This window comes from Klebsiella sp. CSG-1, assembly GCF_056521145.1.
The window spans coordinates 1-25,507 of the sequence record NZ_JBWNLD010000017.1 but is presented as its reverse complement, the minus strand read 5'-3'; the positions used below and the strand labels follow the sequence as shown (position 1 = coordinate 25,507).

At 51.5% G+C, this 25,507-nt stretch carries 25 protein-coding genes and 1 pseudogene; 7 read left to right on the top strand and 19 right to left on the bottom strand.

Annotated features, from left to right (window positions below; all coding sequences use genetic code 11):
- Positions 1–82 precede the first annotated feature (82 nt).
- Entirely contained in the window at positions 83–1,099 is a 1,017-nt protein-coding gene (gene ansA, locus AC007G_RS25855) for an asparaginase (RefSeq protein ID WP_032688358.1), read from the top strand.
- A 9-nt stretch (positions 1,100–1,108) separates the two neighbouring features.
- On the top strand, positions 1,109–1,750 hold the full coding sequence (pncA, locus tag AC007G_RS25850; RefSeq protein WP_142630340.1) for a bifunctional nicotinamidase/pyrazinamidase: 642 nt from the start codon (positions 1,109–1,111) through the stop codon (positions 1,748–1,750).
- 35 nt (positions 1,751–1,785) lie between these two features.
- Here pncA and AC007G_RS25845 read toward each other — a convergent pair whose 3' ends face one another.
- The 8 genes from AC007G_RS25845 to AC007G_RS25810 form a co-directional block, all read right to left on the bottom strand.
- Positions 1,786–3,144, bottom strand: coding sequence for an MFS transporter (locus tag AC007G_RS25845; protein ID WP_032695838.1), 1,359 nt, complete (start codon positions 3,142–3,144; stop codon positions 1,786–1,788).
- Between the two features lie 140 nt (positions 3,145–3,284).
- Positions 3,285–4,043, bottom strand: a complete 759-nt coding sequence (locus AC007G_RS25840) for a DeoR/GlpR family DNA-binding transcription regulator (RefSeq protein ID WP_032695837.1) — start codon at positions 4,041–4,043, stop codon at positions 3,285–3,287.
- A gap of 135 nt (positions 4,044–4,178) precedes the next feature.
- Positions 4,179–5,162, bottom strand: coding sequence for an NADH-dependent methylglyoxal reductase (ydjG, locus tag AC007G_RS25835; protein WP_142630342.1), 984 nt, complete (start codon positions 5,160–5,162; stop codon positions 4,179–4,181).
- Between the two features lie 9 nt (positions 5,163–5,171).
- Complete coding sequence (locus AC007G_RS25830) at positions 5,172–6,119, bottom strand: sugar kinase (protein WP_032688212.1); 948 nt, start codon at positions 6,117–6,119, stop codon at positions 5,172–5,174.
- A gap of 4 nt (positions 6,120–6,123) precedes the next feature.
- Positions 6,124–6,960 (bottom strand): ketose-bisphosphate aldolase, encoded by an 837-nt coding sequence (locus tag AC007G_RS25825; RefSeq protein ID WP_032695835.1) that lies wholly within the window; start codon positions 6,958–6,960, stop codon positions 6,124–6,126.
- A gap of 24 nt (positions 6,961–6,984) precedes the next feature.
- Complete coding sequence (locus AC007G_RS25820; RefSeq protein ID WP_032688214.1) at positions 6,985–8,028, bottom strand: NAD(P)-dependent alcohol dehydrogenase; 1,044 nt, start codon at positions 8,026–8,028, stop codon at positions 6,985–6,987.
- A gap of 17 nt (positions 8,029–8,045) precedes the next feature.
- A complete protein-coding gene (locus tag AC007G_RS25815) occupies positions 8,046–9,425 on the bottom strand; it encodes an MFS transporter (protein WP_032695834.1) in 1,380 nt (459 codons plus the stop codon).
- Between the two features lie 150 nt (positions 9,426–9,575).
- A complete protein-coding gene (locus AC007G_RS25810; RefSeq protein WP_032688217.1) occupies positions 9,576–10,652 on the bottom strand; it encodes a zinc-binding dehydrogenase in 1,077 nt (358 codons plus the stop codon).
- 310 nt (positions 10,653–10,962) lie between these two features.
- Between AC007G_RS25810 and chiD the strand changes: the two genes are divergently transcribed.
- Entirely contained in the window at positions 10,963–12,216 is a 1,254-nt protein-coding gene (gene chiD / locus AC007G_RS25805; protein WP_142630346.1) for a chitinase ChiD, read from the top strand.
- 180 nt (positions 12,217–12,396) lie between these two features.
- Here the strand turns inward: chiD and AC007G_RS25800 are convergent, their stop codons facing one another.
- On the bottom strand, positions 12,397–12,675 hold the full coding sequence (locus AC007G_RS25800; protein ID WP_032688219.1) for a YeaC family protein: 279 nt from the start codon (positions 12,673–12,675) through the stop codon (positions 12,397–12,399).
- A gap of 44 nt (positions 12,676–12,719) precedes the next feature.
- Positions 12,720–13,133 (bottom strand): peptide-methionine (R)-S-oxide reductase MsrB, encoded by a 414-nt coding sequence (gene msrB, locus AC007G_RS25795; protein ID WP_004860809.1) that lies wholly within the window; start codon positions 13,131–13,133, stop codon positions 12,720–12,722.
- Between the two features lie 339 nt (positions 13,134–13,472).
- Here msrB and gapA point away from each other — a divergent pair, with 339 nt between their 5' ends.
- Together gapA and AC007G_RS25785 are read left to right on the top strand one after the other, a co-directional pair.
- Positions 13,473–14,468 (top strand): glyceraldehyde-3-phosphate dehydrogenase, encoded by a 996-nt coding sequence (gene gapA, locus AC007G_RS25790; RefSeq protein ID WP_004860805.1) that lies wholly within the window; start codon positions 13,473–13,475, stop codon positions 14,466–14,468.
- A gap of 87 nt (positions 14,469–14,555) precedes the next feature.
- Complete coding sequence (locus tag AC007G_RS25785) at positions 14,556–15,443, top strand: D-hexose-6-phosphate mutarotase (RefSeq protein ID WP_032700235.1); 888 nt, start codon at positions 14,556–14,558, stop codon at positions 15,441–15,443.
- A gap of 91 nt (positions 15,444–15,534) precedes the next feature.
- Here the strand turns inward: AC007G_RS25785 and AC007G_RS25780 are convergent, their stop codons facing one another.
- The 3 genes from AC007G_RS25780 to AC007G_RS25770 all read right to left on the bottom strand — a co-directional run bounded on the left by AC007G_RS25780 (position 15,535) and on the right by AC007G_RS25770 (position 18,814).
- Positions 15,535–16,992, bottom strand: coding sequence for a DASS family sodium-coupled anion symporter (locus tag AC007G_RS25780; protein WP_004860800.1), 1,458 nt, complete (start codon positions 16,990–16,992; stop codon positions 15,535–15,537).
- Positions 16,993–17,088: 96 nt separating this feature from the next.
- Positions 17,089–17,943: an aldo/keto reductase gene (locus AC007G_RS25775; protein ID WP_142630348.1), complete on the bottom strand. Its 855-nt coding sequence runs from the start codon at positions 17,941–17,943 to the stop codon at positions 17,089–17,091.
- A 124-nt stretch (positions 17,944–18,067) separates the two neighbouring features.
- On the bottom strand, positions 18,068–18,814 hold the full coding sequence (locus AC007G_RS25770) for a MipA/OmpV family protein (protein WP_032688224.1): 747 nt from the start codon (positions 18,812–18,814) through the stop codon (positions 18,068–18,070).
- Positions 18,815–19,241: 427 nt separating this feature from the next.
- Between AC007G_RS25770 and yeaG the strand changes: the two genes are divergently transcribed.
- Both yeaG and AC007G_RS25760 read left to right on the top strand, forming a co-directional pair.
- Complete coding sequence (yeaG, locus tag AC007G_RS25765; RefSeq protein ID WP_004860792.1) at positions 19,242–21,176, top strand: protein kinase YeaG; 1,935 nt, start codon at positions 19,242–19,244, stop codon at positions 21,174–21,176.
- 131 nt (positions 21,177–21,307) lie between these two features.
- A complete protein-coding gene (locus AC007G_RS25760; protein ID WP_479466724.1) occupies positions 21,308–22,591 on the top strand; it encodes a YeaH/YhbH family protein in 1,284 nt (427 codons plus the stop codon).
- A 130-nt stretch (positions 22,592–22,721) separates the two neighbouring features.
- On the opposite strand, the gene AC007G_RS25755 is transcribed toward AC007G_RS25760, so the two are convergent.
- The 6 genes and pseudogenes from AC007G_RS25755 to AC007G_RS25730 all read right to left on the bottom strand — a co-directional run.
- Positions 22,722–23,039, bottom strand: coding sequence for a S24/S26 family peptidase (locus tag AC007G_RS25755; RefSeq protein WP_479466723.1), 318 nt, complete (start codon positions 23,037–23,039; stop codon positions 22,722–22,724).
- A gap of 1 nt (position 23,040) precedes the next feature.
- Positions 23,041–23,280, bottom strand: a complete 240-nt coding sequence (locus AC007G_RS25750) for a DNA polymerase V (protein ID WP_265844870.1) — start codon at positions 23,278–23,280, stop codon at positions 23,041–23,043.
- Positions 23,281–23,390: 110 nt separating this feature from the next.
- Positions 23,391–23,543, bottom strand: a pseudogene (locus AC007G_RS25745) (helix-turn-helix domain-containing protein); the annotation flags it as partial.
- A 419-nt stretch (positions 23,544–23,962) separates the two neighbouring features.
- Entirely contained in the window at positions 23,963–24,853 is an 891-nt protein-coding gene (locus tag AC007G_RS25740; protein WP_479466722.1) for a DUF6236 family protein, read from the bottom strand.
- Positions 24,854–24,991: 138 nt separating this feature from the next.
- Positions 24,992–25,264, bottom strand: a complete 273-nt coding sequence (locus AC007G_RS25735; RefSeq protein WP_479466721.1) for a hypothetical protein — start codon at positions 25,262–25,264, stop codon at positions 24,992–24,994.
- Between the two features lie 12 nt (positions 25,265–25,276).
- Positions 25,277–25,507: hypothetical protein (locus tag AC007G_RS25730; protein ID WP_479466720.1), on the bottom strand; the 231-nt coding region annotated here is incomplete at its 5' end.

Genomic DNA, 25,507 nt, shown 5'->3' with positions numbered 1-25,507 from the left:
TTGAAGTATGAAGGGGATTGCGCTGTATTTTTTTAGCGGTCACCTTATACTGCGCCTGTCTATGTACAACCTAAGCGATGATATGCAAAAGAAATCGATTTACGTTGCCTACACCGGTGGGACCATCGGTATGCAGCGCTCAGAACACGGTTATATTCCCGTTTCCGGCCACCTGCAGCGTCAGCTGGCGCTGATGCCTGAGTTCCACCGTCCGGAGATGCCGGACTTTACGATTCATGAATATGAACCGCTGATGGACTCTTCCGATATGACGCCAGAAGACTGGCAGCACATCGCCGACGACATCCGCGCGCATTACGACGAGTACGACGGCTTTGTTATCCTGCACGGCACTGACACCATGGCCTTTACCGCCTCAGCGCTGTCGTTCATGCTCGAGCATCTGGGTAAACCGGTTATTGTGACAGGGTCACAAATCCCGTTAGCCGAGCTGCGCTCCGACGGGCAGATCAATTTGCTGAATGCTCTGTACGTTGCCGCTAATTACCCGATTAATGAAGTGACGCTGTTCTTCAATAACCGTCTCTATCGCGGCAACCGCACGACCAAAGCCCATGCCGATGGTTTCGATGCCTTCGCCTCCCCTAATCTGGCTCCTTTACTGGAAGCCGGGATCCACATTCGTCGCCTCGGCACGCCGCCAGCGCCACACGGTATCGGCGAGCTGATTGTGCATCCCATCACGCCGCAGCCAATTGGCGTCGTTACGATTTATCCGGGCATTTCTGCCGATGTGGTGCGAAATTTCCTGCGTCAGCCGGTGAAAGCGTTGATTCTGCGCTCCTATGGCGTCGGCAACGCCCCGCAAAACGGCGAGTTCATCCAGGTTCTGGCGGAAGCCAGCCAGCGCGGAATCGTGGTCATTAACCTGACCCAGTGCATGTCCGGCAAGGTCAATATGGGCGGGTATGCCACCGGTAACGCCCTCGCCCAGGCAGGCGTCATCAGCGGTTTTGATATGACCGTTGAGGCCACGCTGACCAAGCTACACTACCTGCTGAGTCAGAATCTGAGCGTCGATGAGATTCGCAACCTGATGCAGGAAAACCTGCGTGGCGAACTGACCCCCGATGAGTAAGGAGAACCGATGACGAATCGCGCACTACTGCTGGTCGATTTACAAAACGATTTTTGCGCGGGCGGCGCACTTGCCGTACCGGAAGGTGATAGCACCATAGATATCGCCAACCGACTTATCGACCATTGTCTCGCCTGCGGCGAAACCGTTGTCGCCAGCCAGGACTGGCACCCGGCAAACCACGGCAGCTTCGCCAGCCAACATCAGGTCGAACCTTATACCCAGGGACAGCTCGATGGCCTGGCGCAAACGTTCTGGCCCGATCACTGCGTGCAGAACAGCGAAGGTGCGGCGCTGCATCCGCTGCTGCAGCAGCAGGCGATAGCCGCGGTGTTTCATAAAGGGGAAAATCCGGCGATCGACAGCTACAGCGCATTTTTTGACAACGGACATCGGCAAAAAACCCGGCTTGATGGGTGGCTGCGCCAACGCGATATCACCGATCTGATCATTCTTGGGCTGGCGACCGATTACTGCGTCAAATTCACCGTGCTGGATGCGCTGGATCTCGGCTATACCGTCAACGTCATTACCGACGGCTGCCGCGGGGTCAACCTCCAGCCGCAGGATAGCGCGCACGCCTTTATGGAGATGGCCGCCGCAGGCGCTACGCTGTACACCCTCGACGACTGGCTGGAAACTCAGGCTTAAAACAGGCCGGCGGGAAAACCTGCCGGCCTGTTATCTCAAACCAGAGTTGAAATTTCTTCCAGCGAAACCTTGCGCGTTTCGATGCCGAAGCAGAACAGAATCAGCGCACAAAGCACCAGCATCACGCCGAGGACGATAAAGACCGTAATCGAGCCGTAGCGGGTCAACAGAATGGCGACGCCGTAGGGCGTAAATACGGCGACAATTCTCCCCACCGCGTTAACAAAGCCCGAACCACGTAATCGGAGATGCGTTGGCCACAGCTCCGGTACATACACCGCCGAGGCAAAGCAGACATACATGTACAGGAAAAAGATCATCACCAGGCCGTAGCTCAAAATAGCCCACTCTTCTGTTTGAATGGAATAGAAGTACCCGAGCATTGCAATAATAATCAGCAGGGATGAGCCAAATAATCGCCGCGGAAAACGGTCAATAATCAGTGCAGCAATAAATATCCCAACCGGCGCGCCAATCATAATAATCGCGGTCATCAAGATAGATTTTGTCACGTCGATCCCCGAATTGACAAAAATCGTCGGGATCCACACCGTAATGGTATAGAGCGAAATATTCATGGCGATAAGTACCGTGATCGCCACCAGCGTTCGCCGCAGCATCTGGCCTTTAAACAGTAGCCAGAACGACCCGCTTTCCACGCCCGGGTCCGCCATATGGCCAGCGCTGTGCCAGGCGGGCAAGGTGATTTTTTTCTCTTCCTCGATTTGTGACTCCACCTGCAGGAGGTGCTTTTCCGCCGCGCTTCGCTGTCCTTTGCCCGCAAGCCAGCGAGGAGATTCAATAAAATATTTCCCCGACAGATACCAGGCCAGCAGCATTGCCGCACCGCCAAGCAGGAACATCACCCGCCAGCTTAAAAAGGCAATAACCACGATGCCAATTGCCGCCGATAGCATTGGCGACCAGTTGCCGACAAATGACAGCCGGGCAGACCATTTCCCGCGCACCGCGGGAGGAATAAATTCGGTAAATGAGGCATAGCCCACCATAATTAGCGCCCCCATTCCAGTGCCCATCAAACAGCGGAAAAAGATAAGCCAGTACATGTTGGGTACAAAGGTTGCCGCGCAGGCAGAGATCCCGACGATCAGTAAATTCACGCGAAATGCTTTACGTCGTCCGAGATAATCGCCAATAAACCCACCGGCCAGCGACCCGAGAAAGTAGCCAAACATCAGTGCCGAGGTGAATGCCGCATTGAGGTAATTATTTGACCAGCCGTTACTGACTAACTTGGCTAACACCACGTTACCGGAATAGCTGAGAAAGCCAGTGATTAATAAACTAAAACTAATGATACCGAAAATACGAAAATGAAATCGGGATAAGGGTAAGCGATCTAATCTTGCGCCGATAGGGTCACATTGTTCCATCTGGATGCCTCAAATTCAGCTAAAATATAGAATATGGCGAGCGCAGCAGAGTCATTTTCCCCGCGCCACCATCATCATTAAATTTTTATGGCATAATCCAGGTACAAGCTAAAATAATATCGACACGACCAACCCTGGAGTTAATAAACGAGTTGAATATTATTTTCTTTACAAAATGCAATCCACTCTGCACCCGGAGCCTTATTGGTTATAAGATAATTAATATGGCTAAAATCCACGAGTTGGACGAAAGCTTTACGATCAAATTTTGAATGATCGACCAGCAGAGCCACTTCCGTGGCCTGGCGGATCATGGTTTTCTTGATTTCTGCTTCCGCTTCGTTAGAGTCAAGCGCCCCGCTCTGCATATCCAGACCTTTGCAGCTCATCACCATAATATCAACATGATAACGACTAATAATTTCCTTAGTGATCCTTCCCTGCAGCGACAGCGTATTCTTATTCAACTCGCCGCCGGTAGAAACCACGTTGATTTCAGACTGCGCCAGCTCATGAAAGGCTTCAGCCGAGTTGGTTAGCAGCGTGAGATCGTTGCGTTCCTTCAGCAGCTTTAATAATTCCATCGCCGTACTGCTGGAGTCGGCAGCCATAGTAGTTTTATTTTTAATAAATGGTAATGCATTACGAGCGATGGTCTGCTTCTCTTCTAAAAAAGACTTTGCACGTTTATAAAAATGAATATTGTCGGACAACGCGGTAGTATTTAATACCGCACCACCATAGGTTCGGGTCAAAAAACCTTCATTTTCTAGTTTTTCCAGATCGCGGCGAATGGTTTCTTCAGTAACCTGAAAAATTGAACTTAAATTAGAAACCGCCACCCTCTTATCGTTCGCAACCATTTGCTTGATGGTCTGAATTCTGTCTTTTGCCGCCACGATGACACCCCTGTTTCCTGCAAAGTAATAATAAGACCCAAGTATCTCACAGACTATATTTACTTTCAAAAAAACATGTCTGAATCACAGATTTTAATGTTATTTCACACAGAAACAGAGGTCAATACATCAATCTTATTTCGTCTCCAACGCTTCCGCCATTCGCCTCATCAACAATGAGTCCTCATCGGTCAAGGCAATGGTCAGGGCGTCGACATTTTCACGCACCTGCTCTGGCGCCGTTGCGCCGCTCAGCAAAGTGATTAAATCGCTTTGCTTTAAAATCCACGCGAGTGCCAGTGCGGGGATAGTACAGTGATATTTATCACAAAGCGGCTGCCACTGCTCAAGCATATCAATCACCCGCAGCATGTTTTCACGCTGGAACCAGACTTTATTGGCCCGCGCACCGCCCGGGATATAATCTCGCGCGATGGTGCCCGTCAGCAGTCCCTGCTCAAGCGGTGAATAGACCTGTAGCACGATGCCATGCTGCTCGCATAACGGCAGTAGTTCTGCTTCCAGCGCTCGATCGAGAATGCTGTACTTAGCCTGCACGATATCCAGCTCGCCATGCCTGAGATACTCCCTGATATGCCCGGCATCCACGTTAGCCGCACCAATTGAACGTATTTTCCCCTCCTTCTTCAGCTCGTTTAGCGTGCTGACGGTTTCAGCAATCGGCGTAAAAAAGGGTTCAACCGACTGCCAATGGGTCATATAAATATCGATGTTTTCGATGCCAAGTCTTTGCAGGCTGGCATCCACCTCCTCCCGAATCGACTCGGGGGTAAGGTTTTTATACAGCTGGCGATCGCCGACTTTATTAAACAGACTGCCCGTACGCTCCCAGACAATACCGCATTTGGTTTCAACCACGATCTCGCTGCGCGGCAGGTGCTTCAGCGCCTGACCGACAATGACTTCGCTGTTACCGAAGTTGTAGCCTGGCGCGGTATCAATCAGATTAATGCCACAGCGATGCGCCTCAACAATGGTGTCGATACAAATCTGCAGGTCGAGATCGCCGTTCCATGCCGGGCCGCCGCCAATGGCCCATGTCCCTAATCCCATGCGAGAAAGCGTAATATCCGTACTGCCTAAAGGAATCATATTCATCTGCCGCTATTACCCTTCGTATTCGTCGAGAAGTTGTTCAACCAGCTTTCTGTTTTTCACGCCCGTCGTGGCGCCCACGCTAAGCACCGAGATCGCAGCCGTTGCGTTAGCAAACAATGCGCACTCGCGCAGCGGCTTACCTTCAAGCAGCGCGGAGATAAATCCCGAGGCAAAGTTGTCCCCCGCGCCGATGGTGTCGATGGCGGTAATTCCTGAAACCGCCGGAACCTCCATCTTCATATCAGCACGCTTAATAAAGCAGCCTCTCTTGCCGGTCTTAATGACCACCGTTTTCACGCCGCAACTCAGGAAACTGTCGGCAATCTCGTTCAGCGTCTCTTTGCCGGTGAGCAGTTTTGCTTCGGCAAAATTGGGAAACAAATAATCTACGTAGCTCAGCGCCTGTCGAATATCTTCCAGCGTTTCGTTAAGCCGCGGCTTAATCATATCGGCACAAATAATTAATCCGTGCGCTTTCGCCTGAATGAAAATCTCCGTTAACGCTTTACCGTCGAGCAGCGGACTATTAAAAATACTCGCCAGCGACAGCAGCTTTGCCTGAGAGAAGCGGTCAAAATCGACATCATTAATATTCAGCTTCCACAGACTGCCGTTGCGGTTAGTCACAAAAGTACGCTCGCCATCAGCGGTAACTAAGCCCACGTTGATTGAGGTATCAATTTCGCCATCCTGCCTCAGACTGTGAATATCAATATTCTCACGCCGGCAGTGCTCTACTATAAAATGCCCGGCAGCGTCATCCCCTATCCGGCTAATTAACGCGGTACGATGACCAAGACGAGAAATAATAGTCGCTTCATTAATTGCGTCTCCCCCGGTGGTCATGGCGATTCGTTCTAAAGGATAAGAGTCGACATCAAAAATATTTTTACTCACCGGCTGTAAGGGAATATCAACGATTGCCGCCCCTATACAAATAACCTCGATATGATCCATATTGTCATTCCGCTTTACCGTCAGAGCCAAACAGTTTGATTTTCTCCAGCGCGCGCTGTTTTACCGCTTTGCGGACTTCGCGCTCAACGTGCAGGAAAGGCTGATTCTGGTTCTCCTGCACAGCCGACATTGCCGCCTGACACAGTTCAGTGTGGATATTGATTTTCGAAATACCTAATGAAATGGCCTTCTTAATATCCGCATCGCTAATGCCGGACGCGCCGTGCAGAACCAGCGGCACGGAAACCGCCTCGCGCACGCGTTTAACCACATCAAAATTCAGTTTCGGTTCAGAAGTATAAACGCCGTGCTGGTTGCCAATCGCCACCGCCAGTGAATCGCAGCCGGTACGCTCGACAAATTCCGCAGCCTGATCCGGGTCGGTATAGTGATAGCCCGCCAGCGCTTCTTCGTAGACCGTTTCATTCCCCACGTGCCCCAGCTCCGCTTCGACCGGAACACCCAGCGGATGGAAGTAGTCCACCGCCTCTTTGGTCAGGCGAATATTCTCTTCGAAATCAAAGGCGGATGCGTCGCGCATCAGTGAATTCATGCCGTGGGCCCAGGCGTTGTGGATAATCTCCATACTGCGCCCGTGATCCCAGTGGGTGATCACCGGTACCGAAGCCTTTTTCGCCATAGAAACCATCATATGCGAAAAATCTTCAAACGAAGTATTTCCCACAAATCCGGTGCCGAAAGAGATAATCACCGGTGATTTAGACTCTTCCGCCGCATCAATTACCCCCATTAACATTTCTGCATTCCACACGTTAAAGTGGGCAATCGCATAATGTTTATTCTGAGCATCGTTTTCCCAATATTTAATATCTGCCAACATGGTTGTTTCTCCCTTTCCAATAAATTAATGATTAACTTTAATAACGCCTTTAATAATTTCGCGTTTGTTGTTAACGGATTCATCAAACGCGCGCTGAACATCCTCATAATCGTAAATATGTGTCACCATCGACTTCACATCGAAACGCCCGGAAGAGATAGCTTCAATGGTGACCGGATAGCGGTTGGCATAGCGGAAGACAGTCTGAATCGAAACTTCACGGTTAATCTTGAGGAAGTTAATCGCTGAATCGCCGGGAACCGTACCGACGATCATGATTTTTCCCCCACGCATAACCAGATAGGGTGCCTGCTTAACGGTGATGGCCGAACCGGCAGTTTCGAAAACGATATCGGCCCCCATCTCGCCGGAGAACTGCTGGCAGCGCGCAAGGGTGTCCTCGTTTGCCCCGTTGATAACGGTTTTGGCCCCGAGCTTCCCGGCCATGGCAAGGCGTTTATCCAGCACATCAACGACAGCGATGTCGGTTGCGCCCATGCACTTACACGCCTGGAGGGTCATTAAACCAATACAGCCTGCGCCAAGAATAACGATCTTCTTACCCGGCTTAACGTCCGCCAGCATCGCAGCGTGCATACCGACCGCCGCGGGTTCCACCAGCGCCCCTTCCATGGTGTCCATGTTATCAGGTAGCCTGTAAGTGAAGCTCTCTGGATGGCACAGATAGTGGGTTAGCGCGCCGCGGTAATTAGGCTGCGTGGCCATAAAGTCAACGTCGGGACAAATATTATATTTCCCCTCCAGGCAGTAGCGGCAGTGGCCGCACGGCACGCCGGGTTCAATATTCACCCGGTCGCCCGGCTTAAATTTGCTAACACGATTTCCTACCGCCACCACCGTACCGGCGCATTCGTGCCCCAGGCCAATTTCCTGATGGGGATCTTTCGGCGGAATAAAGGGGCCGGACTCAAACCCGTGAACATCTGAACCGCAAATACCGACGTATTCAATTTTGATCAGCACTTCATGTTCTTTGGGCACCGGGATATCGGCAGCAATAATTTTCATTGTGCCCGGAGTTTGCAATATCGCTTTCGAATTTTTCATTTTATTTCCTGTGAATATTATTTACTGGTAACTGCATCAATACCGAGACTTTCGACAGAAACGCCTTTGGTTTCAATTCCGATAGTAGCGATAGCAATAGCGACAATAATTGAGACGGCCCCCAGTAGCACAAACACCCCCGTCACGCCGTAAGCGCTAAGCAATACCGCAACTGCATAGGGCGCAGCGATACCGCTGATTCGCCCGACCGCGTTCGCCAGGCCAGAACCGCGGAGCTTCGCTTCGGTTGGCCATATTTCCGGGACATAAACCGCAGAGGCGTAACAAACGTACATATAGACAAAAGTAATCAGGAAGAAACCAATTAACGTAATCAACAGCATGCTAGTTTGCAGCGAGTAGATATATCCCAGGACGGCAATTAACACTAACAGTCCCACCCCCATGGTCTTTCTGGGTATTTTATCCATCACCAGCATGGCAATAAAAATCCCGAACGGTGCGCCGAACATACTCATGGTATTTAAAACTATAGAGTCTTTCAGATTAATTCCCTGGGTCATAAATATCGTCGGCAGCCAGTTAATCAAGGTGTACTGCACGACATTCATGGCAATCAGGACGAAGGAGCCTAAAATAACCCGTCTGAGTAATACGCCCGTTAACAAGGCCGAATAGGGAACGGCACGCGGCGGTTTTCCGTCATCTTCGAGAGCCACTGGCGGCAGCGGCTTGCCCGTCTGCTGAACCACGCCCTCTTCAATGGCCAGCATCACCTTTTCAGCTTCCGCATAGCGTCCGCGAGACTCCAGCCAGCGGGGCGATTCAGGGAAACTGCGCCAGGCAATAACGGTGGCAATCAGCGACAGCACGGCAGGGATCAGCAATTGCACGCGCCAGTTCCATTCCGCGCTAATTAGCGGCGTTAATCCCATTGCAATCAGTGAACAGAGTGGATAGGACCAGTTGCCGATGAACGAGACCCGACTGGACCAGGTGCCACGATTTCTACCGGGCATATATTCAGTAAAACCGGCAAATAAGGTCACCAGCAGCGCGCCTAATCCCACTCCCATGACAAAACGGCAGGCGATCAGGAAGTGCATATTCGGGGAAAACGCCCCGACGACCATGGCAATAATATGAATCGCTTCATACAGAATGAACGCGTTTTTACGGCCGATCTTATCGCCAATGATGCCGCCGCCGAGCGCCCCAAGAAACATTCCCGCCGTCGTCATGGCGGAAAACGTAGCGGTAGTAGAATTATCAGTCCAACCGAGTTCTTTTAACTGCGCAAGAATTAACCCGCCGACGGCATTACTCCAGCAGACCAGTAGTCCGAAAGCGACCATGGCAAACATCGTAGTGTGCCAGCGACAGTCAGGCAGGCGATCCAGCCTGGCGCCGCAGTGCGGTTTTGCTATCTGTTCCATCCGAAAACCTTCCTTAATATGCCCTGAATAATTCGAGTTGAGGGAAGGCGGCAATTGAACGAAACCCGATGAGCTTACGGTAGTAAGTGATTCGGGTGAGCGAACGCAGCCAGCACACCTGCAACTTGCTGTATGACGGGTATAAATGGATTATTTATCAAAGTCGTAAGTCATAATGACCTTAATCGCGGTTTTATCGACCATGGCGTCAAAACCTTCGCGCCATTGCGACAGGCCAATGCGGTGAGTAATCATCGGCTTGACTTTGATCGCGCCGCTGGCGAGCAGGCGGATGGCGTTGCGCCAGGAAGTGGAGTCATAGGCCATATGGCCAATAATGCTTTTATTCCAGGCGGTGATGTCGTTGATGGAGAAGTCCAGCGGTTTGAAGCCCATACCCACGCGAACCACTTCACCGTTTGGACGCAGCATTTCTATAGCTTGTTTGAGGGCAATATTGGCGCCCGAACATTCGATGACCAGCCCCAGATTGTCTTTACCGCAGATATCCTGACAACGCGCGACCACATCTTCGGTCGAACCGTTGACCACTGCCGTCGCGCCCAGCGCTTTAGCAATCGGGAAGCGCACCGCCACATCCTCTTCCAGCCCAACCATCACGATATTGACGGCCCCCATAATGCGCGCCATCTGTACGGAAAAGAGCCCTAATGGGCCGGTACCGAAAACCACGACATCCTGACCGGGAAGAAATTTGGATTGCTGGGCGATAGATTTGTAGGCGTTGCAGATAGGATCCAGCACAGCGGCTTCTTCATAATCAACACCCTGCGGGATTTCCCACAGCGCATGACGGTGAATTTTGAGGATTTCCCCCGGTACCAGGCAGTATTTCGAGAAGCCGCCCCCCCAGGTATTGTTGTCCAGACCGAGGTTGACTTTTTCTGTACAACACAGAAAATCACCTTGTTCGCAGGCAGGACAAACGCCACAAACGTGTCCGCTGTTGTCAGAAACCACCCGCTGACCAACTTTCCAGTCTTTAACCTTGTCACCCACTCGCACAATTTGACCGGCGAATTCGTGACCACGAACCGAGTTGAATTGATCGGATCCGCTATCAACATTGTAGTGTTTCATGTCCGCACCACAGATGGCCGCTGCTTTGATTTCAATCACTACGTCGTCCGGGCCACACTTTGGTTCTGGTACGTCAATCAACTTATAGCCGCCAAAGGCCTTACCAAATCTTGCCAGTGCTTTCATTGCCTCTTCCCTTATGTTTGGTGTGCTTCAGTGACAGCAATACTTAACCACAAAATCTTTAAGGTCAATGTTAAATCTTTAAAAAGCAGATATTGATCTGTTTTTCACAACTTAGATCACAAATACGCCTGAGCAGTTTCAGGGAATGACGCAAGGAGGGACGACTATCGCAACGCTGATACAGCCGTGAACCTCTTCGCAGTTTTACTCTGCGGAAGATGCTAGTCTTTACAGGCTGTTTTTTCGCCACGCCATTTACGTGGCGTGTTTGTTTTTCAATGTCACTTATTTAAGTCAAAGAGGATCTGATATGAAGCTTTTGCCTTTACTGGCAGCATTACCCCTGCTCTGCGTTTCCGTGGTCTCCGCCAGCTCCCTGATGTCCGTCGGCTACTTTAACGGCGGCGGCGACGTCACTGCCGGTCCCGGTGGCGATATCGATAAGCTGGACGTGCGGCAGATAACCCATCTCAACTACTCGTTTGGTCTGGTCTATAACGACGAAAAAGACGAAACCAATGACGCTTTAAAAGATGCCAGCAAGCTGCATCAGATTTGGCTGTCGCCGAAAGTAGAGGCTGATCTGCAGAAAATCCCGACGTTGCGCCAGCAGAACCCGAATCTGAAAGTCCTGCTTTCCGTCGGCGGCTGGGGGGCGCGCGGATTCTCCGGCGCAGCGGCGACGAAGGAATCCCGGGCGGTGTTTATTCAGTCCGCGCAGGAGATTGTTGAAAAGTATGGTCTGGATGGCATCGATCTCGACTGGGAGTATCCGGTCAATGGCGCTTGGGGACTGGTCGCCAGCCAACCGGCCGATCGCGATAACTTCACGGCCTTACTGAAAGAGCTGCGCGCGGCATTTGGGACGAAGAAACTGGTGACCATCGCCGTGGGCGCTAACGCAGAGAGCCCGAAAAGCTGGGTGGATATCAAAGCGATTGCTCCGTCGCTCGACTATATCAACCTGATGACTTACGACATGGCCTACGGTACCCAGTACTTCAACGCCAACCTGTACGATTCAACCCGCTGGCCGACGGTAGCGGCTGCGGATAAGTACAGCGCCGATTTTGTGGTCAACAACTATCTCGCCGCCGGTTTAAAACCGAGCCAGATGAACCTGGGGATCGGCTTTTATGGCCGGGTGCCAAAACGCGCCCTTGAGCCGGGTATCGACTGGACGAAGCCGGATGCGCAAAAAAATCCCGTCACTCAGCCGTGGTTCGGACCACAGCAAATCGCCCTGTTTTCATCGCTGGGCTTTGATCTGACTAAAGACACGTACGTGAAATATAACGACATCGTCGAGAAAATGCTTAACGACCCGCAAAAACGCTTTACCGAACATTGGGATGATGAGGCGAAGGTGCCGTGGCTGTCGGTCCAGTCGGCAGACGGCAAAGCGCTGTTCGCATTGTCGTACGAGAATCCGCGTTCGGTGGCGATAAAGGCTGATTACATTAAGCAAAAAGGTCTGGCGGGGGCTATGTTCTGGGAGTATGGCGCCGATGACCACAATCAGCTGGCGAAGCAGCTCGCGACATCGCTTGGGATTAGACATTAATCGGCGATCGGCCGTCGGGTGATTGAGCGGCGTCTTACCCGAGTTGTCAATTGTCACAACCTTGCCCGGTAGCGGCGTTGCCTTACCGGGCCTACGTCATTCAACCTCAGGCCCGGAAGGGTGACTTAACGGGCCTGCGCAATCCAACTACAGGCCCTGAGCCGGGCATCAGGCGCTGGGCTACTGCATTTTCAGCGTTGCAATCGGTTTGGGCGCGATGCCAAAATCTTCTTTCAACTGCTGCTTGCTCTTCATCACCATCTGGCCGTTGGTGTCGATGGTCATGTGCTGCGCGTCGCTGTTATGTCGCGCCTGATAAAGCATCACCAGCTGCAGGCTGTTCTCTTTCTGCCCGGAAGTTAAGGCCACACCATCCGGCCATTTTCCCAGCTCCACCGCCGTCACCAGGCGCTGATACACTTCCGGCGTCATACTGTCTATTATTTGCTCGATTTCCATGGTCCGCTCAACTCCGCACTGGAATAATTTGCTGAATCGTTTCTTTAGCCTTTAATCTGCTCGCCATTATCGTCGTCATTGAAGCTTAATGAGGCCGAATTGACGCAAAAACGCTCCCCCGTCGGCTGCGGTCCATCGGGAAACACATGTCCCAGATGCGCATCGCAGTTTCCGCAGCGAATTTCAGTGCGCTGCATACCGTGAGAGTAATCGTTCAGATAGCGAATCGCCTCCTCGCTTACCGGCTCGTAAAAGCTCGGCCAGCCGCAGCCTGAATCATACTTCGTTTGCGAGTGAAACAGCGGCGCGTCGCATACCAGGCAGTGGTAGACGCCGTCCCGTTTGTTATGGAGCAGTCGTCCGGTGAACGGCGGCTCAGTACCGTGATTCTGCGTCACGTAAAACTGCATCTCGCTCAAATTTTTTTTGAGCTCGTCCGAGGAGGGTTTATTCGCCATGTGCTTGCTTCTCACTGTGAAAGGACAACTTTACGCCTCGATTCTAACAAAACATTAACAATGAAGCGTGGACTTTTGTTCTAAACTTATTCGATGCCAAAAGGCAGCCCAGATAATTGTGATTAACATCACATTTTTATCTTTAACGCCCTTTAAAATTCCGGGCGCGGCCCCAATATGGAATTGGGCTCAAAGGGAGAGTGAGGCAAAACATTCGAGCAAAGGTATGCTCAGGATTGATTTGTCGCAATGATTGACACGATTCCGCTTGACGCTGCGTAAGGTTTTTGTAATTTTACAGGCAACCTTTTATTCACTAACAAATAGCTGGTGGAATATATGACTATCAAAGTAGGTATCAACGGTTTTGGCCGTATCGGTCGCATTGTTTTCCGTGCTGCTCAGGAACGTTCTGACATCGAGATCGTTGCAATCAACGACCTGTTAGACGCTGACTACATGGCATACATGCTGAAGTATGACTCCACTCACGGCCGTTTTAACGGTACCGTTGAAGTGAAAGACGGTCATCTGATCGTTAACGGTAAAAAAATCCGTGTTACCGCTGAACGTGATCCGGCTAACCTGAAGTGGAACGAAGCAGGCGTTGACGTTGTTGCTGAAGCAACTGGTCTGTTCCTGACTGACGAAACCGCTCGTAAACACATCACTGCTGGCGCGAAAAAAGTCGTTCTGACTGGCCCGTCCAAAGACAACACTCCGATGTTTGTTAAAGGCGCTAACTTTGACAAATACGAAGGCCAGGACATCGTTTCTAACGCATCCTGCACCACCAACTGCCTGGCTCCGCTGGCTAAAGTTATCAACGACAACTTCGGTATCATCGAAGGCCTGATGACCACCGTTCACGCGACCACCGCTACTCAGAAAACCGTTGATGGCCCGTCTCACAAAGACTGGCGCGGCGGCCGCGGCGCAGCACAGAACATCATCCCGTCCTCTACCGGTGCTGCTAAAGCCGTCGGTAAAGTACTGCCAGAACTGAACGGCAAACTGACCGGTATGGCGTTCCGCGTTCCGACTCCGAACGTATCCGTTGTTGACCTGACCGTTCGTCTGGAAAAAGCAGCGTCTTACGAAGAAATCAAGAAAGCAATCAAAGCGGCTTCTGAAGGCGCAATGAAAGGCGTTCTGGGTTACACCGAAGACGACGTTGTTTCTACCGATTTCAACGGCGAAGTTTGCACTTCCGTGTTCGATGCTAAAGCAGGTATCGCACTGAACGACAACTTCGTGAAACTGGTTTCCTGGTACGACAACGAAACGGGTTACTCCAACAAAGTTCTGGACCTGATCGCTCACATCTCCAAATAAGTTGAGATGAGACATTGATCCAAAAAGGCGACTTCGGTCGCCTTTTTTTATGGCTTCACGTTTACGGCTAACCTTTAGGATTGCACCATGATTAACAAAATTTTTGCTCTCCCGGTAGTTGAACAACTTACCCCTGTCCTCTCCCGCCGCCAGCTTGATGAGCTGGAGCTTATCGTTGTTGACCATCCGCAGGTGAAAGCCTCCGTTGCGTTTCAGGGCGCGCACCTGCTCTCCTGGAAACCGGCTGGCGAAGAAGAAGTGCTGTGGCTCAGCAACAATACGCCATTCAAAAACGGCGTGGCCCTGCGCGGCGGCGTGCCGGTTTGCTGGCCGTGGTTCGGCCCGGCGGCGCAACAGGGTTTACCGTCCCATGGCTTCGCCCGCAACCTGCCGTGGGCGCTGAAAGGCCACGATGAAGATGAAAGCGGCGTGATGCTGACCTTTGAACTAAAAAGTAGCGATGCAACCCGCAAATACTGGCCGCACGAATTTACGCTCTATGCGCGTTTCAAGCTGGGTAAAACCTGCGAGATCGAGCTGGAAGCGCACGGTGAATTTGAAACCACCTCCGCACTGCATACCTACTTCAACGTCGGCGACATTGCGGCAGTGAAGGTCAGCGGTCTGGGCGACCGTTATATTGATAAAGTGAAAAATGCCGAAGAAGGCGTATTAAGCAACGGAACAGAGACCTTCCCTGACCGTACCGACCGCGTCTATCTGAATGCCGAAGCTTGTAGCGTGATTCACGACGCTGCGCTGAACCGCAACATCGATGTTGTCCACCACCACCACAGCAACGTAGTGGGCTGGAACCCAGGCCCGGCGCTCTCCATCAGCATGGGCGATATGCCGGATGACGGGTACAAAACCTTTGTTTGTGTCGAAACCTGTTGCGTCACCGAAGCGCAGAAAACCAGCGAAGAGAAACCGTCTCGCCTGGCGCAAACTATCCGCGTGGTAAAACGAGGCTAGTCCCTTCCACTCCCGATAGCCGGGAGATGAGGGATTAAAAACAGGGCGATATCGCCCTGTTTTGTTTGCTAACACTCGTGACGTTTTTCCGTTACCAGAATCCCACCAGTTTCATCCACGCGCCCCCCAACACTAACCAGATAGCAATAGAGGCCAGCGATACCACGAAACTGACTCCCCACCACTGCCCTGTCGTGTTATATCCCGAGCCAAACAGCGCTGGCCCCGGGCCCCCGGAGTATTGCGTGAGCCCCATCGACAAATTAGAGGTATACCCCAGCACCAGCGCGGCAAAAAGCGGCGGTACGCCGACGGAAACGGCCACGGCAAGAAACGCCAGATACATCGCGGAAATATGCGCCATCGCCGACGCGAAAAAATAGCGGGTGTAGAAATAAACCACGACAAGCAGCAAAAAAACCGTTATCCATTCGAAGTGACCGACATAGCCGACAATTCGCTCAGATATCCAGCTAATCATGCCGTACTTATTGAGCGCATTTGCCATCATCACCAGTACGGCAAACCAGAACATGGTGTCCCAGGCCGTTTTTTCTTCAATAATATTCTTCCACGACATGATGTTGCTGATAAGCAGCACCATCAGCCCAATAAACGCCGAAAGCGTCGCGGGAATCGAAAAGAAAATATCACCGACGGTCCATAGCAATATCAGCAGAACAAAATCAAACGCCAGAATTTTTTCTGCCAGCGACATCGGTCCCATTTTGCGCAGCTCTTCCCGGGCAATCGATGGTATCTCCGGCGTTTTCTTCAACTGCGGCGGATAAATCGCGTAAATCACCAGCGGCAGCAGGATCAGTGAGACAATCCCCGGAGCGATGGCCCCGACAAACCACGTCGTCCAGGTGATCTCTATTCCCTGGCTTCTTGCCAGTTCGGCGACCAGCGGGTTACCCGCCATTGCCGTTAAAAACATGGTGCAGACGATGGCATCGATCTGTGAAACGCAAATCATTAAAAAGGCGCCGGCTTTTCTCGCCGTCGCGCCAGGTTCTGACTGGTACGCCGTGGCAATGGACTGCGTAATCGGGTACATAATTCCGCCGCCCCTCGCTGATGCCGAGGGGATCCCCGGTCCGAGGACGACATCTGACAGCGCCAGTCCATAGGCAACACCCAACATGCTGGAACCGCATTTAGAAATAAACCACAGCGCCACCCGCTTACCCAACCCGGTCTTGATCACCGCCCGGGAGATGAACATAGCGATACCAATCAACCAGATAGTACCGTTGGCAAATCCGGATAACGCCGCAACTTTGTCGCTTTTACCCGGCGAGAGAGGCGTCACGCCCAAAAACGCAGAGACGATCAGCGCAATCATCGTCACCGCCCCCATCGGGAGCACCTTAAGAATGATGGCAAAGATAGTGGCGGCAAAAATGGCAAACATTTGCCATGCGTGGAGGGCGAGTCCATCAGGCGGCGGAGTAAACCAGATAATAACGCCGAAGAGTATCGTGAGAATCGCTTTCCACAGCGGGAAAGCCAGCTTCACATCCAGAGGCTTGTTCAGTTCAGTCATGTAAATCTCCTTTTTCTTTTATCTTTAAGGAGATAATCACCACTGAACCTTGATTTTCATCAACTAAGCGCCAGTGTTTTGGCGAATAATTGTTCTTTACACCATATCGAGCGGGACTTTTTTGCCCGGCGCGGGAAAGGCATTATCCAGCTGCGCCAGCTCCTGCACGGTGAGCGTTATCGCCAGCGCATCGGCATTTTGGGTCACATGTTCTACGCTTGCGGCTTTCGGGATAGCCATGACGCCCGGATGACTGATGACCCAGGCCAGCAGAATTTGGGCCGCGCTCACCCCTCGCTGTTCAGCAATATTTTTCACAACGCTGTGATTTAAAAGTCCATCGCGCAAGCGTCCGGCCTGAGCCAACGGGCTGTAGGCCATTACCGGCAGCGACCGTTGCTGACACCACGTCAGCAGGTCATGCTCAATTCCTCGCGACGCCAGGTGGTACAGTACCTGGTTGGTCGCGCACCGTTGGCCACCGGCAACCTGCCACAGCGCCTGCATCGCGGCAGTATCGAGATTCGATACGCCCCAATGGCGAATTTTTCCCTGCGCCACCAGCGTCTCCATGCCCTCAACGGTTTGCGCAAAGGAAAATTCGCCGGCCCAGTGCAGCAGGTACATATCGAGGTAGTCGGTCCCCAGGCGGCGCAGGCTGGCTTCGCAGGCATCCATCATCTTCTGCCCAGCGGCATGCCACGGATATACTTTGGAGACCAGTACGACGCGATCCCGCAGGCCGCGAATCGCCTCTCCGACCACCTCTTCCGCACCGCCATGCGCGTACATTTCAGCGGTGTCGATGACCGTCAGCCCGCGTTCCACGCCCGCTCGTAGTGCAGCAACCTCCTGCGCGCGTCGGGCCCTGTCTTCACCTATATACCAGGTGCCCTGCCCGATGGCAGGAACTGCCGCACGATCGCCAAAAGATACCGTTTTTTCCATCATCGCCCCCTTCGGTTATGCCGTTGCACCACCGTAATGCAAAACAGGGCGCGACGCCCTGTTTTGATGCACGAATTTCTTCGTTATGGTGCACGATCGTCTGCTCGACGATCGCGCTCGTGTTCAATCAGAAGGTGTAGGTAATCCCCGTGGAGATCAGACCGCTCCAGGATTTGTCCACCATCGGGCTGTCGGTGATTTCATTAGACAGGCGGGTGTAACGCGCCGCGCCATACACGCTCCAGTCGCCGAGGAAACGGTAGTTAGCCGACAGCTCAAGATACGGGTTCCAGCTGCTATCCGGGTCGTAGCTACGCATGCCGCTACGATTCGACTCATGCTGTGAAACGCCGTAGTAGTATTCGTTCTGGTTATCGCTGTTCCACTCCAGGCCAATCCCCGGCGTCAAGGTCAGGTTGCCGTTGGTATAGCGATAAAGCCAGGCCGTATCCCAGGTGATACCGTTGCTGTTACCCAGCGTGTCGCCCGCAAGCGTAGTACGCAAGAAGCCGTACTGCGTGTTGTGGACATAAGAGAGCCCGGCCATCATGGTTGTTTTACGGCGATCCAGCTTGCGCATTTGCTCACTATCGCTGTCGCCCGGCTTGAAGTACATCGGCGACCAGTAGGCGGTCACGGACAGCTTATCGGTGTTGTCATTCCACAAATAGTAGCCGCCGCCGAGACCACGAAACCAAAAGCTGTCGCTCTCATAGCTAATTGCCGGGACGGGGAAAACATCGGCATCGTATTGTTTATAAGGGTTCTCGACGATACCCACGCCGGCCCCTAACGTAAATTTCCCTTCCGCGTGGGCAGCCGAAACAGAGGCCGCAAGGCACACGCTGAGTGCCAGAGGTTTGATCTTATTCACAATCCATATTCCCGTTTGTCAATTAATACGCCGGGGCAGTTTACCGTCGTAGGCCTCATGCCTCAAATTCTTTACCCGTCATTACATAAACCATTCAATTTCTCATCGCCAGATGACCATAAACTTGCAGCCGGATGACAGCACCATGACGCGGCCTGGCAAGACGTGCGAAAAAGCGCCTTTTTTCCGGATGAGTTATTGATATGTCATTGAAATTGATTTTTGACGGCATGCAAGTTTTCTAAATGCATCTACGCTTTAATTTAGAAGAAGTGATTTTAGCGCACGTTGTCTGTGTCGCTTCGACAACCTGGCATAAGGGTTGCTGGAGAATCGATGAACGTCGCGCAGTTTACCTCTTCCGGGAGCTCCCACTATTCATATGAACGGCTCTCAACTTGTGCTAAAAACGAAAGGACGGCATGCCATGAATATATTCGATCACTATCGCCAGCGTTATGAAGCTGCCAAGGACGAAGAGTTCACACTGCAGGAGTTTCTTACCATCTGCCGGCAAGATCGCAGTGCTTATGCCAACGCGGCAGAACGGCTGCTGATGGCCATTGGTGAGCCAGTCATGGTCGACACGGCCCTGGAACCCCGGCTGTCCCGTCTCTTTTCAAACCGGGTTGTCGCGCGCTATCCGGCATTTGAAGAGTTTTACGGTATGGAAGATGCTATCGAGCAGATCGTCTCTTACCTGAAACACGCCGCACAAGGTCTGGAAGAGAAGAAACAGATTCTGTATCTGCTGGGCCCGGTGGGTGGGGGTAAATCGTCGCTGGCTGAACGTCTGAAATCCTTAATGCAGCGTGTACCTATCTATATCCTGAGCGCCAACGGTGAACGTAGCCCGGTCAACGATCATCCGCTGTGCCTGTTTAACCCGCAGGAAGACGCGCAGATTCTCGATAAAGAGTATGGCGTGCCTACCCGTTATCTCGGCACCATTATGTCGCCGTGGGCGGCAAAACGCCTGCATGAGTTCGGTGGCGACATCACCAAATTCCGCGTGATCAAAGTGTGGCCCTCTATCCTTGAGCAAATTGCCATCGCCAAGACCGAACCGGGTGATGAGAATAACCAGGATATCTCCGCGCTGGTCGGTAAAGTGGATATTCGTAAACTGGAGCATTATGCCCAGAACGATCCGGACGCCTACGGCTACTCCGGCGCCCTGTGCCGCGCCAACCAGGGGATTATGGAGTTCGTCGAGATGTTTAAAGCGCCTATCAAGGTGCTGCATCCGCTGCTGACCGCGACCCAGGAAGGCAACTATAACGGGACCGAGGGCATTTCGGCCCTGCCGTTTAACGGCATTATTCTCGCCCACTCCAACGAATCCGAATGGGTGACCTTCCGTAATAACAAAAACAATGAGGCCTTCCTCGACCGCGTGTATATCGTCAAGGTGCCTTATTGCCTGCGCATTTCCGAAGAGATGCGTATCTACGAAAAACTGCTTAACAACAGTGAGTTGACCCACGCGCCGTGCGCCCCGGGGACCCTGGAGACGCTGTCGCGCTTCTCAATACTGTCGCGACTGAAAGAGCCGGAAAACTCGAGCATTTACTCCAAAATGCGCGTGTACGACGGTGAAAGCCTGAAAGATACCGACCCGAAAGCGAAATCCTATCAGGAGTACCGCGATTACGCCGGCGTCGATGAAGGGATGAACGGTCTGTCCACCCGCTTCGCCTTCAAAATATTGTCACGCGTGTTTAACTTTGACCACGCCGAGGTCGCCGCGAACCCGGTCCATCTGTTCTACGTCCTGGAACAGCAAATCGAGCGCGAGCAGTTCCCGCAAGAGCAGTCGGAACGTTATCTGGAGTTCCTCAAAGGCTATCTGATCCCGAAATACGCCGAGTTTATCGGTAAAGAGATTCAGACCGCCTATCTTGAGTCCTACTCCGAATACGGGCAGAACATCTTTGACCGTTATGTCACCTATGCGGACTTCTGGATTCAGGATCAGGAATACCGCGATCCGGACACCGGCCAACTGTTTGACCGCGAGTCGTTGAACGCAGAGCTGGAAAAAATTGAGAAGCCGGCCGGGATCAGCAACCCGAAAGACTTCCGTAATGAGATAGTCAACTTCGTCCTGCGCGCCAGGGCTAATATCAACGGACGGAACCCGAACTGGACCAGCTATGAAAAACTGCGCACGGTTATTGAGAAGAAAATGTTCTCCAATACCGAAGAGCTGCTGCCGGTGATTTCGTTTAACGCCAAAACGTCCACCGACGAGCAGAAAAAACACGACGATTTTGTCGATCGTATGATGGAGAAAGGCTATACCCGTAAGCAGGTCCGTCTGCTGTGCGAATGGTACCTGCGCGTACGTAAATCATCCTGATAACGGAAATTGCCCGGCGGCGCGTTGCCTGCCGGGCCTACAACAACAGCGACCTGTAGGCCGGGTAAGCTCAGCGCCATCCGGCATTTCCGTCGCAGCGTAAGGTTGGCAATTGCAGCACAGGAGGGCATATGACCTGGTTCATAGACCGGCGCCTGAACGGAAAGAATAAAAGTGCGGTGAATCGCCAGCGCTTTTTGCGCCGTTATAAGGCGCAGATTAAACAGTCCATCTCCGAGGCGATCAATAAGCGTTCAGTGACGGATATTGACAGCGGAGAATCCGTTTCTATCCCGACGGATGATATCAACGAACCGATGTTTCATCAGGGACGCGGGGGGCTGCGTAACCGTGTACATCCGGGAAACGATCACTTTGTACAAAATGACCGCATCGAGCGGCCTCAGGGCGGCGGAGGCGGTGGCGGGAGCGGCCAAGGGCAAGCCAGCGCCGACGGCGAAGGCCAGGATGGTTTTGTCTTTCAAATATCGAAAGATGAGTATCTGGATCTGCTGTTTGAGGATCTCGCCCTGCCGAACCTGAAGAAAAATCAGCAGCGCCAGCTCACCGAATTTAAAACTCACCGGGCAGGCTTCACCGCCAACGGCGTGCCGGCCAATATCAGCGTGGTGCGATCCCTGCAAAACTCGCTGGCGCGACGTACCGCGATGACGGCGGGCAAGCGTCGCGAACTACGGGCGCTTGAGGAGGATCTGGACACAATAGCCAAAAGTGAACCGGCGCAGTTGCTGGAAGAGGAGCGTTTACGTCGGGAAATCGCCGAGCTGCGGGCAAAAATCGAACGCGTGCCGTTTATCGATACCTTTGACCTGCGTTACAAGAATTACGAAAAACGCCCGGAGCCTTCCAGTCAGGCGGTCATGTTCTGTCTCATGGATGTCTCGGGCTCGATGGATCAGGTCACCAAGGATATGGCTAAGCGTTTTTATATCCTGCTGTATCTGTTCCTCAGCCGGACCTATAAGAACGTTGAAGTCGTCTATATTCGCCACCATACGCAGGCCAAAGAGGTGGACGAGCACGAATTTTTCTATTCTCAGGAAACCGGCGGCACTATCGTCTCAAGCGCCCTGAAGCTCATGGATGAGGTGGTTAAAGCACGATACGACCCGTCGCAGTGGAATATCTATGCCGCACAGGCCTCGGACGGCGATAACTGGGCGGATGATTCACCGTTGTGCCATGAACTGCTGGCTAAAAATATTCTGCCGGTGGTGCGTTACTACAGCTACATAGAGATAACCCGCCGCGCGCACCAGACGCTGTGGCGCGAATATGAGCATCTGCAGGAAACCTTTGAGAACTTTGCTATGCAGCACATTCGCGACCAGGAAGATATCTATCCGGTGTTCCGCGAACTGTTCCACAAACAGGGCACCACAACAACAGATTAACTAATTAAAATCAGTCAGTTACACCATGTTTCTGACTGATTTTCTTTGCTTTCATATATCAAATTTATTTCATTCCTTTCAATGCCTTGCATTTCATTTTGGGGAAGGCGGTTGGCTATCCCTTCGATAATCAAACTGGAGATCGGTCCTCTCTTACGTCGATAATGGTGAACGTCACCACCCCGAGGACATGCACATCATCCAGAGCATCGCCCTCGATCGCCTCTCCGTCTCTGGTGATGAACGCGCGGCCCATTACCTTTGCAAAATCGGTCAGCCCGTCGTAGGCGATCAAGACCGTGCTCTGTTGTCTGGGTTTCAGCGACACATCGATGACCGCATAACCCGAGTCTGTTTCGATGATCCTGGTGTTCGGTCCGGTGCCGCACAGAGAATCAGCCGAAAGGCGTTTCTCTACATAGTCAGTAGCTGGTGACGGGAATCCCATATCACAGCCCTCCGTTCGGGTTGTAGAGCTGGAAAGTCCGGTCATCACCCTCTTGCGTTGAGACATCCCGGAATGTCGTCACGTAATGCTCTATCCACTGATTGGCCTGCCGTGGCGACCAGTGCCAGTTCACCTTTTCCAGCTCCTGCAGAAAGCGTCCGGTAGTGATAGTGCGCCGACCATTGGGCTCGATGACTATCGCTGCCCGGCAGGCTACTTCTATTTCGTATCGACGTGGCATGATCTGAACTCCTGAATTTAACTGTATTTATATACAGTAGTTTCATTACCGCATCAGATCAATACAGGTATCGTCTATCGATCAACTACACCGACACAACACAATGATTTTTAACTGGTGACTGGGAAATATTTATAAATAGTCTTCACGCCTACGCCGATCACATCTGCGACCTGTTGCCGGGTTGCGCCGTTCTCAAGCATCCGGCGGCAACGTTCCACGACCTCAGGAGTCATTACCCGGCGCCGGCCGACGATCCGACCTACTCTTTTCGCAAAGTGAACCCAAGCAGAAACGAAACAACCAGAACAGCAATCCAGTCACCCTCCCCAATCAGCATTCGAAATATCATCCCGCACCCAAAAATAATTAGCACGGTATTAAATTTTTTAAAACTCCAGCCAACCAACCATGTAGCCATAACTCCTCCTACAAATAAAACCTCATCACCATGTAGCAGCACTCCACAGCACCAGGAGTCATAACCCTGTGAAGACTGCCCCTTCACTGTCGCAGCGGGCAGTCCTTTCCTGAATAGATTATTTTTTGCGCAACCTGAATCCAAGTAAGAATGAAGTTATCAGAACAGCAATCCAAGCATTATGGGAAAACTCTTGCTGCATTACCGTTCCCCAGCTAAAAATTACATATGGGAAAATAAATTTATCCCATGACCAATTGATCATTGCCCCCTCCTGTTACGTTTTATTATCTTTTCTTTATGCGCTGACGCTAAATAAGCAATATGTTTTTCTGGTTTTTTTCTTACACTTTGAAAAACCGGCCTCAATCTCGCCAATCCCACAGTGGTTATTGCCACTATCCCGGCTGATATAGCAGCTGATGGATTACCATGATTTGCCTCCCATATATTATAGAAAGCGGATGCGCCATTGATTAAATCTCCATTATTTGCTTCGAAAAGAGCTGAAGTGTCAAACTTTATTGGACTTCTCCATCCTTGTTTGTTTAATTTTTCAAGATCAGCAAGCGCACCGTTTAACTTCGTAAAAGCTTTTGCTCTGGATAATCTAAAATCACCGGATGAAACAACTTCCAGATATAACTCATCGAGATAATTATTGAAAGCATCAAGTTCTGATTTTCTTTTTAGCTTAAAATCCAAAATATCCTGAATATTAACATTAACATCAGGAACAGGAAGGGCCTTTGTTAATTCAATCCTGAATGATTTTTTATACTCACTATCAGATTCATTAAGACAGAATTCATCACCAATCATATTCAGACGCCAGTCACTATCCTTTTCCTCATTCCTTTTCTTATCCAAATAGTAAGTTAGTGAGTTTACATACATGGAAATCACATCTGAACCAACCATTACATTTTTTATTGAGGGTATATCTGGCCGTTTTAAAAACCCTGCTTTTATAAACGGCTCTTCATTCGCCACGCCGATATATACTGCTGAATTAGAAGGTATTAATAATTCATCCCAATAAAGTGCATAATAATTAAGATCTAATGGAGATAACCCTTTACCCATCACCATGCCATACTTGCCGTTAGTTGGAGATAACTCTACAGGTAAAGATATAGCGCCTCTTTTCATGGTATACCCTCATAGTTATGGCATTGTTGCCATAACTAATGTTGGAATGTGCTATAAAAAAGTCAACAACCAATGACTCATAGGAGGGGTAGATCTCACATTATAATGTATTCGACATTCAGAACCGTGGCTGGCTCGTTAGCTTGACAGTGACGCCCGCAACGCTGTTTCGGCCTCTTCCAGTGGGTTGCCTGTGCCGGAGTACTCAAACTCAAATTCGTTATAGACTGCCTGCGAATCACCTACCCGCACTGTATAAATTACCCGCGCTACTGTGCCGATGAGGCTGTCGAGCCTGACGGCCTCGTAGGTCACATCGACCGTTTTCTCAGACGCCGACGATGCATCAACAATACCCAGCGCCCCGTAATACTCAGCGGCGCTGACCACTTTTGATAATGTGAATGCCATAAATAACCCCCTTTATGCCGCCACGATGGTATTTTGCCAGGTGGCGTTGCCATCTGACGGTAGTGTCAGACAGACGGCCTGAATGACGTCGCCTGATGTGTATGCCGATTTTGGTTGATGAACGATAGTGCCTGGCGCCGTAAATCGGGGGAGAGTCCAGCCGGTCAGGCTATAGGCGCTACCCGCAGGTGTATTATCCGTGCCAACAAATCGCAGAATGCTGTAAACCCCGTCAGAGCTCCA

What these genes read in the sequence shown, in the direction of transcription:
- ansA (WP_032688358.1), top strand. Translation starts at nt 83, where the DNA reads ATGCAAAAGAAATCGATTTACGTTGCCTACACCGGTGGGACCATCGGT.
- pncA (WP_142630340.1), top strand. Translation starts at nt 1,109, where the DNA reads ATGACGAATCGCGCACTACTGCTGGTCGATTTACAAAACGATTTTTGC.
- AC007G_RS25845 (WP_032695838.1), bottom strand. Translation starts at nt 3,144, where the DNA reads ATGGAACAATGTGACCCTATCGGCGCAAGATTAGATCGCTTACCCTTA.
- ydjG (WP_142630342.1), bottom strand. Translation starts at nt 5,162, where the DNA reads ATGAATATGATTCCTTTAGGCAGTACGGATATTACGCTTTCTCGCATG.
- AC007G_RS25830 (WP_032688212.1), bottom strand. Translation starts at nt 6,119, where the DNA reads ATGGATCATATCGAGGTTATTTGTATAGGGGCGGCAATCGTTGATATT.
- AC007G_RS25825 (WP_032695835.1), bottom strand. Translation starts at nt 6,960, where the DNA reads ATGTTGGCAGATATTAAATATTGGGAAAACGATGCTCAGAATAAACAT.
- AC007G_RS25820 (WP_032688214.1), bottom strand. Translation starts at nt 8,028, where the DNA reads ATGAAAAATTCGAAAGCGATATTGCAAACTCCGGGCACAATGAAAATT.
- AC007G_RS25815 (WP_032695834.1), bottom strand. Translation starts at nt 9,425, where the DNA reads ATGGAACAGATAGCAAAACCGCACTGCGGCGCCAGGCTGGATCGCCTG.
- AC007G_RS25810 (WP_032688217.1), bottom strand. Translation starts at nt 10,652, where the DNA reads ATGAAAGCACTGGCAAGATTTGGTAAGGCCTTTGGCGGCTATAAGTTG.
- chiD (WP_142630346.1), top strand. Translation starts at nt 10,963, where the DNA reads ATGAAGCTTTTGCCTTTACTGGCAGCATTACCCCTGCTCTGCGTTTCC.
- AC007G_RS25800 (WP_032688219.1), bottom strand. Translation starts at nt 12,675, where the DNA reads ATGGAAATCGAGCAAATAATAGACAGTATGACGCCGGAAGTGTATCAG.
- msrB (WP_004860809.1), bottom strand. Translation starts at nt 13,133, where the DNA reads ATGGCGAATAAACCCTCCTCGGACGAGCTCAAAAAAAATTTGAGCGAG.
- gapA (WP_004860805.1), top strand. Translation starts at nt 13,473, where the DNA reads ATGACTATCAAAGTAGGTATCAACGGTTTTGGCCGTATCGGTCGCATT.
- AC007G_RS25785 (WP_032700235.1), top strand. Translation starts at nt 14,556, where the DNA reads ATGATTAACAAAATTTTTGCTCTCCCGGTAGTTGAACAACTTACCCCT.
- AC007G_RS25780 (WP_004860800.1), bottom strand. Translation starts at nt 16,992, where the DNA reads ATGACTGAACTGAACAAGCCTCTGGATGTGAAGCTGGCTTTCCCGCTG.
- AC007G_RS25775 (WP_142630348.1), bottom strand. Translation starts at nt 17,943, where the DNA reads ATGATGGAAAAAACGGTATCTTTTGGCGATCGTGCGGCAGTTCCTGCC.
- yeaG (WP_004860792.1), top strand. Translation starts at nt 19,242, where the DNA reads ATGAATATATTCGATCACTATCGCCAGCGTTATGAAGCTGCCAAGGAC.
- AC007G_RS25760 (WP_479466724.1), top strand. Translation starts at nt 21,308, where the DNA reads ATGACCTGGTTCATAGACCGGCGCCTGAACGGAAAGAATAAAAGTGCG.
- AC007G_RS25755 (WP_479466723.1), bottom strand. Translation starts at nt 23,039, where the DNA reads ATGGGATTCCCGTCACCAGCTACTGACTATGTAGAGAAACGCCTTTCG.
- AC007G_RS25750 (WP_265844870.1), bottom strand. Translation starts at nt 23,280, where the DNA reads ATGCCACGTCGATACGAAATAGAAGTAGCCTGCCGGGCAGCGATAGTC.
- AC007G_RS25740 (WP_479466722.1), bottom strand. Translation starts at nt 24,853, where the DNA reads ATGAAAAGAGGCGCTATATCTTTACCTGTAGAGTTATCTCCAACTAAC.
- AC007G_RS25735 (WP_479466721.1), bottom strand. Translation starts at nt 25,264, where the DNA reads ATGGCATTCACATTATCAAAAGTGGTCAGCGCCGCTGAGTATTACGGG.